This window comes from Pseudomonas sp. P4_C3 (genome assembly GCF_056402075.1).
The window spans coordinates 1-12,572 of sequence record NZ_JBFUIC010000042.1; the positions used below are offsets into that span (position 1 = coordinate 1).

Below are 12,572 nucleotides of genomic sequence, written 5' to 3' on the forward strand. Positions count from 1 at the left end.
GTGTGCACCTGATAGGTCACTTCGACCTGGTCGCCCTTGGGCACGAACTTCCAGAAACCGTCGACCTTGGCGACCCGGACGAAGCCTTTTTCTTCAGGAATGTATTTTGGTACGCCTTCGAGCTTGCGGGTCAGGCTGCCATCGGCGCCTTCGATGGTGGTGACGTGCAGCACCGAATCACGCGGAGTAACCGGCCACGGGGTGTTGAACTGAGTGTAGGTCCAGCTCTGGTCACCTTCGTGCTTGAGCAGCTTCTGGGTTTTGCATTCGTGAATCCAGGCGCAGGCTCCGGACACGTCTTCCTGCAACGCGCGCAGCTTGGCTATGGTGGTTTTCATCAGCGTGACGCCCTGGTAGGCCTTGTAGTCGGAGCCGGCCACTTCACTCAGGGAGATCTTGATGCCGTCTTCGTCTTTTTTGACTTTCCAGTCTTCGGCCTGGGCCGTCGAAGTGGCCAGCACAACCGTCAAACCACACAGCACAGCAATACGATGCAGCGAACCCATAGTCTTATTCCTTATTGTTTAAGTTACGTTCGTTGGGCTTGCACCTCCGATCACCATCAGGTTTTTCGGAGGTGATCGGAGGTGCAAGCCCACACATCACGCCGCCGTCATTTGCTCCCACCAGCCAATCAACCGGATCGCTTCTTCGCTGCTGCTTCCGCACACCTCGGGGTCGGCCTCGAAGGCAGAACACACCGCCGGCCGTTCCGGCTGGCCGAAAATATTGCACAGGTTATCGGAGGAAAGTTGCAGGCAACGCTCCCCTGCGGCTTTGCCGTTGGGCATACCGGGAATCGGTGAACTGATGGAAGGGGCAATGCAACAAGCGCCACAGCCCTCACGGCATTTCATGACGACAAGCTCCTCGCGACGAGCAATGTGTAAAAGGACGGGGCACAGAGTACCCGCTTAAACAGTTGTTTTAAATTACCTGCGAGCGGGTTTTTCAATGCAAACGAACATGACCGACCAGTCGCCGACAAAGCGTCTGGTCTGCGGTTCGCGGATCCTGGTGAGGTTACTGCTTGAACTCGAAATCCAGTGCCGCACCTTCGACCTCGCGGCGTTCTTCCTTTCGCAGTTGCAGCTGCATTTCATTGGTGAGCAGGCGGCCGTTGAGCTGGAACGGGCTGCTGCCGCTTTTGTCACCGAACATCTGGGGTAACAATGGTTCGCGCCTGGACAACGGCACCGTTCCGATCGGCTTCAGCTCCTGAACCATATCCTTGGGCAGGCTCAGGTCCAACTTGGCGGATGGAAGCTCGGTCTTGACAACTTCGCTGGCCGGTTTCGATTTGGAGGCAATGGGCTGGCGCTTTTTCACGGGCGTCGCCGGTTTCTCGGCCGGCGAGGCTTTTTTCACAGGTTCGGGTTTTATCGGTGCGACGTGGAAACTGCCGGTGGCCTCCTGATCCTGCTCGGTAGCCGCTACGACGAATGCCGGCTGAATACTCGCAATCAGGCAGAGCAAAAGCCAGGCGGCAGGAAAAGTCGGTTTCATGTATCCCACGGTGGGTGCAAACGGCAGAGGTGCATATGCTCCCCTGTTGCAGCCCACAAGACAAGCACCGTAGCAGCCTGTTACAAACCGCCCGCCATCTCCTGGCAGAGCTGGGTGGCCAGCATGCCCAGGGTCATCAACGCGCGCTCGGCTTCACGATTCCACGGGATGCCGCAATTGAGGCGAATGCAGTGATTGAACTGCTCGGTGTTACTGAAGATCAGCCCCGGCGCAATACTGATGCCCTGCTGCAATGCCCGCACGTGCAACTCCTGAGTGTTGACCCGTCCCGGCAGACTGACCCACAGAATGAAACCTCCGGTAGGCCGGGTCATCTGCGTGCCTTCCGGGAAATACTGCTGCACGGCCAGCTGGAAGGCGCTGAGGTTTTTCCGGTATTCCTGACGGATGAAGCGCAAATGCCGGTCGTACCCACCATTTTCCAGGTAAGCGGCAATGCCCATCTGGGTCACGCTGCACGCAGAATGCGTGCTGAAGGTCTGCAAGCGCTGGATTTCCTGCTGATACTTGCCGGCAATCATCCAGCCGATCCGCACGCCAGGCGACAGGGTTTTAGAGAAGCTCGAGCAATAGATCACCCGATCCAGCCGATCGTAGGCCTTGAGGGACTTGGTGCGCCCCTGTTCGAACATCAGCTCACCGTAGATATCGTCTTCGACAATCTGGATATCGAAGTCCGACGCCAGGCGCAGCAATTGTTTCTGCCGCTCCTCCGGCATGGTGCCGCCCAATGGATTGCTCAGACGGGTGGTCAACACCAACGCCTTGATCGACCATTGGTTGGCCGCCAGTTGCAGGGCTTCCAGGCTCATGCCCGTGGCCGGATCGCTGGGGATCTCGATGACCTTGAGGCCCAACAGGTCGGCCAGTTGCAGCAACCCGTAATAAGTCGGCGATTCGGCCGCGATCAGATCGCCCGGACGGGTCAGCACACGCAAGGACATCTGCAGCGCATCGACGCAACCGTGGGTGATCACCACTTCCGACGGATCGACCACCACGCCGGCATCGCGCATGCGGATCGCCACCTGTCGGCGCAACGGTTCGAAACCGGGGCTGAACATGTAGCTGAAGGCCCGCGGACTATGGAAACGGGTGACTTTGGCCAATTGCTGATGCAGTGCCCGCACCGGCAAATAATCGACACTCGGCACTGCAGCGCCCAGCGGGAAGACACCTTCACGACGGGATTCGACCAGGACTTGTTGAATGATGCTACTGCGGGTGACCAGGCCGGGGCGCTCGACCCGGGCGATGTCCGGCGTCGGTGCGGTGAGGGCCGGCGTCTGGTGCACGTAGTAACCCGACTGCGGCCGGGCGCGGATCAACCCCTGATCCTCGAGATTGGCATACGCCTGCAACACCGTCGCATGGCTGACATTGAGCTGCGAGCTCATCTTGCGCACCGAAGGTACGCGCTCCCCCGGCTGATAGACCCCACGGCGGATGTCTTCGGCCAGTTGTTGAGCAATACGTTGATAGAGCAAAAGATTGGTCATGACGCAGCACTCGATTTCACGGGCATTTTATTCTTGTGTGAAACAATACCGGAACAGTTTAGAAGTGTACGGGGACAGTTGCCACAATAGTCGACCATACAGTGCAGTGTCAGCAAAATCTGTACTGTTTTGCGCGGTAATCGGCAGGTATAAAAAAACCCGGCGCTGCATGGCAGGCCGGGCTGTAGGACTGTAGGACTGTAGGACTGTAGGACTGTAGGAGCTGTCGAGTGAAACGAGGCTGCGATCTGTTGATCTTGCTCTTGATACTCAAGTGAACTCGAAAAGATCGCAGCCTCGTTTCACTCCGCAGCTCCTCCAGGGTGCATAGCGCCACCCTGGAGCAGCCTTAGCGGGCAGCGCCGAGCTGGCCCTTTTCGTCGGAAAACACAATTTCCACCCGACGGTTCTGCGCACGGCCCCGTTCCGACGCATTCGCGTCCACGGGATACTCGTCGCCATAACCCTCGACCTGAATACGCTTGTCGTCGATGCCCAGGTCCATCAACACATCAGCCACCGATTGTGCGCGGTCGCGGGACAGCTTGAGGTTTTCCTGCTTGCCCCCGGTACTGTCCGTATAACCTTCGATCCGTACCACACGCTTGGGATTGAGTTGCAGGAACTGCACGATCTTCAACACCACACGGTTGGCCGAAGGTTTCAATTCCGCTTCGCCGGTGTCGAACAGCATGTCGCCCAATGTCATCACCAGGCCACGGTCGGTCTGGGTGGTCGTCAATGCCAGGATCTGCTCTTCGAGCCATTTGCCTTGCTGCTGCACGCTGAACAGTTTGGATTCACGCAGTGCCAGTTGCAGGCRCTGCCGCTCCAGTTCAAGCTTCGCCGCTTGCTCTTCGTTGAGCGCCTGATCGGTGTGTTCCCGGGCAATGGCGCTATAGCGCTGGCTCAGGTAGGCGTAATGCACCACGTCCGAACCGCTACCCCAATAGCTGGACAGGCGATCGGCACGGGCCAGGGACTCCCCGGCGCGAATCACGTCCTTGGGGGCGATTCGCAGCACATTGGAGTCTTCCTTGACCTTCTGAAAATCGGCTCCAGCCTGCTGCAATGCGGTCTCGCTGTGCTGGCTGGCGCAACCAGACAGGCTCGCGCAGCCTGCCAGGATCAAACCGCCGAGGGCTTTGCTCTTGAGGCTCATTCGRCATCTCCCAGTTGCTTTTGCAGGCGGGCGATGCGGGTGTTCAGCACGTTCAACTGCTCCTCGCTCTTGGCCTTCAACACCTTGGCTTCAGCCAGGCGCGCATCGAGTTCGGCCTGTTCGGCCCGCATCCGCGCATTCTTGAAGGATTGATCGGTCATGTTGCCCTTGGCACGATTGTACTTGTCCTCGGCCAGTTTCATTTCCGGCACATCGTCGGCGGTGGCGCCCACGGCCTTGGCCTGTTCGAGTGCCTGTTCGGTCAGGCGCATCTGTTCATTCGGCGCAGGATCGGTTGCACAACCCGCCAGGACCACAAAGGCCACGGCAGCGAAAAGAGGTCGAATACTCACTAGATATCCCTACTGTTTTGGGGCACTGACGGGTTGTTGCGAGGGTTGCTGCGGTTGTGAGCGTTGTGCCTTCCAACGCTCGATATTGCGCATCAGCACGGCTTCCGTCAGTCCGGACGCGGGCAATTCTGTCATCTTTTTGGCCAACTGTCCGCGCAACCACGGATCGTTGCAGGCCGAGTCATGGGAAATCGCCAGGTACAGGCCAGGCTTGTCGACCGGTTGCGAGCGAGTGACCAAATCACCGGCCATGCCCAGTGTCTGTGCGGTCGCCATGCCCGAGTAACGTCCTGCCAGCACAAACTCGACCTCGCCCAACAGCAGTTTCTGAAAGGCCTGGGTCAGGTTGGACGTGTGCGTGAGGGTTAACTGCTGTCCGGCAAAGGTGCTGAATTGCGGAGTCAATCGAGCCTTTTCCGACACGGCACCGGAATGGCCGTGCAGATCTTGTGCTTCGTTATAGATCAGCGTCGAGTCCTTGCGCGTCCAGACCAGATAGTCGTTTTCCAGCACGGGTGGATGGATGTAATCCAGGGAATCCAGCTCACTGACGGTCAACGTCGCGTCCGCCAGCATGTCCATGCGCCCGCTGCGCACTTCGTCCAGGGCCTGGGCGCGTTTGCCGGCATACAGCAGTTCGACCTTGAGCCCCAACTCCCCCGCCACTTGCTGCAGCAAATCGGCGCTGGCACCGATCAGGTGCCTGGGATTCTGCGGGTCTTGCCACAGGTACGGCGGTGCGTCCGGGCTGCCGGTGACCACCAGGCGTTCGCATTTGCCTGCGGCATTGGACAGTGCTGGAAATGTCGTCAAACCCAGTAGTAATGACCAGCCACATACACGACGCAAATCCATGGCAACACACTCCCGTTGAGATCGTATATATCCCTGTAGGAGCGAGCCTGCTCGCGATGGTTTCAAATGCACCGCTTGTATCCAGGATCCCCGCGTCATCGTTGACGTCCATCGCGAGCAGGCTCGCTCCTACAGGGGGACAAAGCAAAAAAAAAAACCCGGCCAAAAGGCCGGGCTCTTTATAAGTGAAGCAGCCGGATTAGACCAGCTTCTCGAACTCAGGGATGGCTTCGAACAGGTCCGCCACCAGGCCGTAATCGGCCACCTGGAAGATCGGCGCTTCTTCGTCCTTGTTGATCRCAACGATCACTTTGGAGTCTTTCATGCCGGCCAGGTGCTGGATCGCGCCGGAGATACCGACGGCGATGTACAGCTGTGGTGCAACGATCTTGCCGGTCTGACCGACCTGCATGTCGTTCGGTACAAAACCTGCGTCGACCGCGGCGCGCGAGGCACCCACGGCAGCGCCCAGCTTGTCGGCCAGGGCGTACAGGTGTTTGAAGTTGTCGCCGTTCTGCATGCCGCGACCGCCGGAAACGACGATCTTGGCAGCGGTCAGTTCCGGACGATCGGACTTGGCCAGCTCTTCGCCAACGAAGCTGGAGATGCCAGCGTCGTGGGCAGCGGCAACGGCTTCAACAGCAGCAGAACCGCCTTCAGCGGCAACCGGGTCGAAACCGGTGGCACGCACGGTGATCACTTTCACTGCAGCGTTCGATTGAACGGTAGCGATGGCGTTACCGGCGTAGATCGGGCGCTTGAAGGTGTCAGCGCTTTCTACYGAGATGATCTCGGAGATCTGGTCAACGTCCAGTGCAGCGGCAACGCGTGGCAGGATGTTTTTGCCGTTGGAAGTAGCGGCAGCCAGGATGTGGCTGTAGCCCTTGCCCAACTCTGCAACCAGCGGAGCGACGTTTTCCGGCAGCTGGTGAGCGTAGGCAGCGTTATCAGCTACCAGCACTTTAGCCACGCCAGCGACTTTCGCAGCGGCTTCAGCCACGGCGCCAGCACCCTGGCCAGCGACCAGAACGTGGATGTCACCACCGATTTTGGCGGCAGCAGCAACGGTGTTCAGCGTGGCCGGAGCCAGCACTTTGTTGTCGTGTTCAGCAATAACCAAGATAGTCATTTAGATTACCTTCGCTTCGTTTTTCAGTTTCTCGACCAGTTCAGCCACCGACTTGACCTTGATACCCGCGCTGCGTGCAGCAGGCGCTTCGACTTTCAGGGTCTTGTTGGTGGAGGCGGTGGAAACGCCCAAAGCGTCCGGAGTCAGCACTTCGAGAGGCTTCTTCTTGGCTTTCATGATGTTTGGCAGAGACGCATAACGCGGCTCGTTCAAACGCAGGTCGGTGGTGACGATGGCCGGCAACTTCAGGGAAACCGTCTGCGCGCCGCCGTCGACTTCACGGGTGACAGCAACGCTGTCGCCGCTGATTTCGACTTTGGACGCGAACGTGCCCTGACCGTAGCCGCTCAATGCAGCGAGCATCTGGCCAGTCTGGTTGTTGTCGCTGTCGATGGCTTGTTTGCCAAGGATCACCAGCTGAGGCTGTTCCTTGTCGACAACGGCCTTCAGCAGCTTGGCAACGGCCAGGGAAGTCAGGTCTTCGGCGGACTCGACGAGGATGGCACGGTCGGCACCCAGAGCCAGCGCGGTGCGCAGTTGCTCTTGAGCGGTGGACGGGCCTACGGAGACGACGACGATTTCAGTCGCAACACCTTTCTCTTTCAGGCGTACGGCTTCTTCCACGGCGATCTCGCAGAACGGGTTCATCGACATCTTGACGTTGGCAAGATCGACGCCGGAATTGTCCGCCTTGACGCGAACCTTGACGTTGTAATCCACAACGCGTTTGACAGCTACAAGAACCTTCATGGATTCCTCGTTACTCTCCGGTGAAAAGAAAGTCGCCTAGGCGAACCTGGCGGTTGATGCTCATCGGGCGCAAGGGCACCTCCAAAAACGTCGGCAAAGGTGTCAAGTGACCATCACTCATGATGTGGATGACCGTTCGTCAGTGGTGACTGACGAGTCATTCAACATCGCGGCGTGTAAACTACGCATCAAACCCGCGCGGCTCATCACTCTCTACTCCCATCGCCCTGTCTTTAGAGGTGCTCTTGAAACCAACAGTCAGCCTACGGCGAGCGCAAAACCGCCCGTATCTTGACCGGAACGCCTATTCCGGTCAATACGCCAAAATGGCCGCTCATAAGGCGCGTGACTTTGATTTCTCTGGCTTCGAGCCAATTCAAACAAACGTTTGTATTGGACGCTGAGAGTGGTGTAGATATAATGCGCCACCCAAAGAGAAAGGTGGTCAATCGATTGTCCGCTCTCGGCGTTGCGCCGGGATTCATGGATGCGACACCGAACCTCCAAATTAGAAAAAAAACTGTTGAGCCTTGAGTAGGAGATAACCTGTGGAACGCGAATACATGGAATTCGACGTTGTCATCGTCGGTGCCGGCCCCGCTGGTCTTTCCGCCGCCTGCCGCTTGAAGCAGAAGGCCGCCGAAGCCGGTAAGGAAATCAGCGTCTGCGTGGTCGAAAAAGGCTCCGAAGTCGGTGCTCACATTTTGTCCGGTGCCGTGTTCGAACCACGGGCCCTGAACGAACTGTTCCCGGACTGGAAAGAACTCGGCGCGCCGCTGAACACCCCCGTCACCCGCGACGAAATCTTCGTTCTGAAGAACGCTGAAAGCGCGCAGAAAGTTCCTGACTTCTTTGTGCCCAAGACCATGCACAACGAAGGCAACTACATCATCTCCCTGGGCAACCTGTGCCGCTGGCTGGCCCAGCAGGCCGAGAACCTGGGCGTGGAAATCTACCCGGGTTTCGCCGCTCAGGAAGCGCTGATCGACGAGAACGGCGTGGTTCGCGGGATTATCACCGGTGACCTGGGCGTCGACCGCGAAGGTAATCCGAAGGAAGGCCTGTACACCCCCGGCATGGAACTGCGTGGCAAGTACACGCTGTTCGCCGAAGGTTGCCGCGGCCACATCGGCAAGCAGCTGATCAAGCGTTTCAACCTGGACACTGACGCTGATGCCCAGCACTACGGCATCGGCCTGAAAGAAATCTGGGAAGTCGACCCGGCCAAGCACCAGCCTGGCCTGGTAGTCCACACCGCCGGTTGGCCGATGGACATCATGGGCACCGAGAACACCGGTGGCTCGTTCCTCTATCACTTGGAAAACAACCAGGTGGTCGTCGGTCTGATCGTCGACCTGTCCTACAGCAACACCTACCTGTCGCCGTTCGACGAGTTCCAGCGCCTCAAGCATCACCCGGTGCTCAAGCAGTACCTGGAAGGCGGCAAGCGCATCAGCTACGGCGCGCGTGCCATCTGCAAAGGCGGCCTGAACTCGCTGCCGAAAATGGTGTTCAAGGGCGGCGCGCTGATCGGTTGCGACCTCGGTACCCTGAACTTCGCCAAGATCAAAGGCAGCCACACCGCGATGAAATCCGGCATGCTCGCCGCTGAATCCGTGGCTGACGCGCTGTTCGCCGAGAAGGACGGCAGCGAAGAACTGACCACCTACGTCGACAGCTTCAAGAACAGCTGGCTCTACGAAGAACTGTTCGCCAGCCGCAACTTCGGCCCGGCGATCCACAAGTTCGGCGCCATCGTCGGTGGCGGTTTCAACTGGCTGGACCAGAACATCTTCGGCGGCAAACTGCCGTTCACCCTGCACGACACCAAACCGGATTACGCTTGCCTGAAACTGGCGGCCGACTGCAAGAAGATCGACTACCCGAAACCGGACGGCAAGATCAGCTTCGACAAACTCAGCTCGGTGTTCATCTCCGGTACCAACCACGAAGAAGAGCAGCCGTGCCACCTGAAGCTGGCCGACGCGAGCATCCCGATCGGCAAGAACCTGCCGCTGTACGATGAGCCGGCACAGCGTTACTGCCCGGCCGGAGTGTATGAAGTGATCACCAAGGAAGACGGCGAGAAGCGCTTCCAGATCAACGCCCAGAACTGTGTTCACTGCAAGACTTGCGACATCAAGGACCCTGCACAGAACATCACCTGGGTCGCGCCGGAAGGCGCCGGCGGCCCGACTTACCCGAACATGTAAGCCGAACCGCTGAACATCAAGGCTCCCTACATGGGGGCCTTTTTGTTGCGTGCGATTGTAGGAGCGAGCTTGCTCGCGATGGAGTGTCAKTCARCATTAATGYTGAMTGACACTCCATCGCGAGCAAGCTCGCTCCTACAGTAGGGGTGCTAAACCTCAGGCTGCGCGCTCATCACCCGGATTACGCTCGAAGTACCGCTTGTACTCGCGACTGAACTGCGACGTGCTCTGATACCCCACCCGATGCGCCACCTGCGCCACGCCCAGCCCCTCGCCCAGCAACAACTGCTGCGCCCTGAGCAGACGCAATCGCTTCAGATACTGCACCGGCGACAACAAGGTGCTGCGTTTGAAATGCTCGTGAAAGGTCGACGCACTCATGTTCGCGCAACTGGCCAGGGTCTCGACGTTCAACGGTTCGGTGTAATGCGCATGCAGATGACTGAGGGATGCCGCGATCCGGGCGAACTGCCCCTGCTGCTCAACCAGCGCCCGCAATACATCGGCTTGCGGACCGCGCAATGCGACGAACAGTAACTCGCGCAAACGCGCTTGCCCCATGATCTGGCATTCCAGCGGATCGTGCAGGCAACGCAGCAGCCGCTCGACACAACCGCGCATGGCATCATCGAGCACTGCCGAGGTCATGGACTCAGGCGTTTGCGCCGGAATATGCCGCCCCGGCGCCAGGCCTATTGCCAATACCAGCTCGCCCAGCATCACCCGGTCGATCGCGACAGAAACGCCCAGCATTGGCCCGCTCGGCGCGGCAAAGGTTTCACACTCGAACGGCACCGGCAGTGCCTGAATCAGGTAGTGCCCTGCGCCATATTCCAGAGTGCGCGGCCCCAGGTACGCCAGTTTACTGCCCTGGGCGATGATCACCAGGCTCGGCTCGTAGATCTGCGGTCCACGGGCCACATCGCAACTGGCCCGCAGAACCTGCACGCCCGGCAATGCAGTCGGGACGAAACCGTTGCGAGTGGACAGCGGCTCGATCAGCGAAACCAGGCTGGCATTGGCATCAAGATGACGGGTCAACTGCATGAAAAAAACTTCGAAAAAAAGGGATGAAAGCATCATCGCAGGTCTGATCGCCAATGGAATCGCTCAAGGAGCGATGCCGGAGGAATAGGCATGACACCCGGAGGAATCGCCATGGCTGCTACCGGGTTCGGCGCCCAGAATGCGCCACCTCACCCGTCAGCGATTTTGCGAGGTTCACCATGTACACCGCCATCGGATACGCCGCCCAGTCGGCCACCACTCCCCTCGCCCCTGTGAAATTCGAACGCCGCAGCCCACGGGCCGACGACGTTGCCATCGAGATTCTCTACTGCGGCGTCTGCCATTCCGACATCCATCAGGCCCGCAACGAGTGGGGCATTGCCGTTTACCCGCTGATGCCCGGCCACGAAATCGTCGGCAAAGTGACCGCCGTTGGCGCGAACGTGACCCGACACAAGGTCGGCGATCTGGTCGGCGTCGGCTGCATGGTCGATTCATGCCGCCATTGCGAGGCGTGCCAGGCCAACCTGGAGCAATACTGCCTCGAAGGCCCGACCATGACCTACGCCACCCCGGACCGGGTCGATGGCAGCAACACCATGGGCGGTTACTCCGACAGCATCGTGGTCAGCGAGCACTTTGTGGTGCGTATCCCGGAAAAACTGGCCCTGGCCAGCGCCGCGCCAATCCTGTGTGCCGGCATCACCACCTACTCGCCGCTCAAGCACTACGGCGTGAAGGCCGGCGACAAGGTCGGGATTCTCGGCATGGGTGGCCTGGGCCACATGGGCATCAAGTTCGCCAAGGCCATGGGCGCCGAAGTGACGCTGTTCACCCGTTCGGCAAGCAAGGCCGAAGAGGCTCGCCGTCAGGGTGCGGACCATGTGATCGTGTCCACCGATGACGCCCAGATGCAGGCCGCCGCCGGTCACTTCGACTTCCTGCTAGACACCATTCCGGTGCAGCACGACCTCAACCCCTACCTCGATACGCTACGTTTCGACGGCGTGCATATTCTGGTGGGTCTGATCGAACCGGTGGAGCCGCCGGTGCATGCGGCCAAACTGGTATTGGGACGTCGCGTGCTGGCGGGTTCGCTGATCGGCGGCATCGCCGAAACCCAGGAAGTGCTGGATTTCTGCGCCGAGCACAACATCACCTGTGACATCGAAATGCTCGACATCCGCCAGATCAACGAGGCTTACGCCCGCATGATCGCCGGTGACGTCAAGTACCGCTTCGTCATCGATATGGCGACCCTCAAGGTTTAAACCTTGAGGCCAAGCTCCGCCGACAGCCGGGCTGTGACCCCTTTGATCAGGGGAATCAGCTCGGCCATTTTCTCCAGCGGCATGTACGGCACGGTACTGGCGATGCTGATGCCGGCGACGATGCGTTTGCTGGCATCGCGAATCGGCGCCGCCACGCAGCGGATCGACGGTTCGTTGTCCTCCAGGTCGAAGGCGTAACCGCCGGCCACGTACTCGACCATGCGCTGCTCGAACTGCTCCCAGGATTGCTCCGGGTGCTGCGGCCAGAACTGGTTTTTCCCACCCACCGGCAGGCTGACTTCGTACAGGCGCTGCCACTCTTGCGGCGAATCATCGAGCATCAGCGCCTTGCCGATGCCAGTGCGTGCCAACGGCATGCGATGGCCGACCCGCGAACGCATTTCCGGGCCATTGCGCCCCGGATTCTTGTGCAGGTACAGCACTTCGTCGCCTTCACGGATCGCCAGGTGAATGGTGTCGCCGGTCAATGCCGACAACTCATCCAGATACGGCCCGGCCAGGGTCACCAATGGCAACTCTTCTCGGGCCTGAAAGCCCAACTCGATCAGTTTCGGCCCCAGCAGATAACCGACTTGCGGCACCACCCGCAGATAACGCTCGTCCACCAGGCAACTGGCCAGGCGATGGGTGGTGCTGCGCGTGGTGCCGATCAGCCGGGCGATTTCCTTGAGATCGCGGGCGCCGCTGGCCACGGCATGAACCACACCCAACCCGCGAAGCAGGGTCTGGGTGCCGGTCGGCGCGGCGTCCTTGGCGATTTTTGGGGCGTCTTCCTGCATATCCA

At 59.4% G+C, this 12,572-nt stretch carries 13 protein-coding genes; 2 read left to right on the forward strand and 11 right to left on the reverse strand.

Annotation, left to right across the window (positions count from 1 at the left end; all coding sequences use genetic code 11):
* From AC1DVH_RS10350 to AC1DVH_RS10390, 9 genes are all read right to left on the reverse strand, one after another.
* The coding region (locus AC1DVH_RS10350; protein ID WP_477753718.1) for an SRPBCC family protein at positions 1–506 on the reverse strand (506 nt) is incomplete at its 3' end.
* Positions 507–602: 96 nt separating this feature from the next.
* Positions 603–857, reverse strand: a complete 255-nt coding sequence (locus AC1DVH_RS10355) for a YkgJ family cysteine cluster protein (RefSeq protein WP_108215386.1) — start codon at positions 855–857, stop codon at positions 603–605.
* Positions 858–1,023: 166 nt separating this feature from the next.
* Positions 1,024–1,506, reverse strand: a complete 483-nt coding sequence (locus AC1DVH_RS10360; RefSeq protein WP_477753719.1) for a translation initiation factor 2 — start codon at positions 1,504–1,506, stop codon at positions 1,024–1,026.
* Positions 1,507–1,586: 80 nt separating this feature from the next.
* On the reverse strand, positions 1,587–3,026 hold the full coding sequence (locus AC1DVH_RS10365) for an aminotransferase-like domain-containing protein (RefSeq protein WP_008050371.1): 1,440 nt from the start codon (positions 3,024–3,026) through the stop codon (positions 1,587–1,589).
* Positions 3,027–3,375: 349 nt separating this feature from the next.
* Positions 3,376–4,188, reverse strand: a complete 813-nt coding sequence (locus AC1DVH_RS10370) for an OmpA family protein (RefSeq protein WP_477753720.1) — start codon at positions 4,186–4,188, stop codon at positions 3,376–3,378.
* Entirely contained in the window at positions 4,185–4,541 is a 357-nt protein-coding gene (locus tag AC1DVH_RS10375; RefSeq protein ID WP_477753721.1) for a DUF4398 domain-containing protein, read from the reverse strand. Before AC1DVH_RS10375 ends, AC1DVH_RS10370 begins: the two co-directional genes overlap by 4 nt.
* Positions 4,542–4,550: 9 nt before the next feature.
* Positions 4,551–5,396, reverse strand: a complete 846-nt coding sequence (locus AC1DVH_RS10380; RefSeq protein WP_477753722.1) for a substrate-binding periplasmic protein — start codon at positions 5,394–5,396, stop codon at positions 4,551–4,553.
* A gap of 199 nt (positions 5,397–5,595) precedes the next feature.
* Positions 5,596–6,525, reverse strand: a complete 930-nt coding sequence (locus AC1DVH_RS10385; protein ID WP_477753723.1) for an electron transfer flavoprotein subunit alpha/FixB family protein — start codon at positions 6,523–6,525, stop codon at positions 5,596–5,598.
* Entirely contained in the window at positions 6,526–7,275 is a 750-nt protein-coding gene (locus AC1DVH_RS10390; RefSeq protein WP_150753971.1) for an electron transfer flavoprotein subunit beta/FixA family protein, read from the reverse strand.
* A gap of 548 nt (positions 7,276–7,823) precedes the next feature.
* Between AC1DVH_RS10390 and AC1DVH_RS10395 the strand changes: the two genes are divergently transcribed.
* Positions 7,824–9,488: an electron transfer flavoprotein-ubiquinone oxidoreductase gene (locus AC1DVH_RS10395; protein ID WP_477753724.1), complete on the forward strand. Its 1,665-nt coding sequence runs from the start codon at positions 7,824–7,826 to the stop codon at positions 9,486–9,488.
* A 156-nt stretch (positions 9,489–9,644) separates the two neighbouring features.
* Here AC1DVH_RS10395 and AC1DVH_RS10400 read toward each other — a convergent pair whose 3' ends face one another.
* Positions 9,645–10,535, reverse strand: coding sequence for an AraC family transcriptional regulator (locus AC1DVH_RS10400; RefSeq protein WP_477753725.1), 891 nt, complete (start codon positions 10,533–10,535; stop codon positions 9,645–9,647).
* Between the two features lie 179 nt (positions 10,536–10,714).
* On the opposite strand from AC1DVH_RS10400, the gene AC1DVH_RS10405 reads away from it, so the two are divergent.
* Complete coding sequence (locus tag AC1DVH_RS10405) at positions 10,715–11,767, forward strand: NAD(P)-dependent alcohol dehydrogenase (RefSeq protein WP_477753726.1); 1,053 nt, start codon at positions 10,715–10,717, stop codon at positions 11,765–11,767.
* Here AC1DVH_RS10405 and AC1DVH_RS10410 read toward each other — a convergent pair.
* Positions 11,764–12,567, reverse strand: coding sequence for an IclR family transcriptional regulator (locus AC1DVH_RS10410; protein ID WP_056727198.1), 804 nt, complete (start codon positions 12,565–12,567; stop codon positions 11,764–11,766). The genes AC1DVH_RS10405 and AC1DVH_RS10410 overlap by 4 nt on opposite strands.
* Positions 12,568–12,572 lie beyond the last annotated feature (5 nt).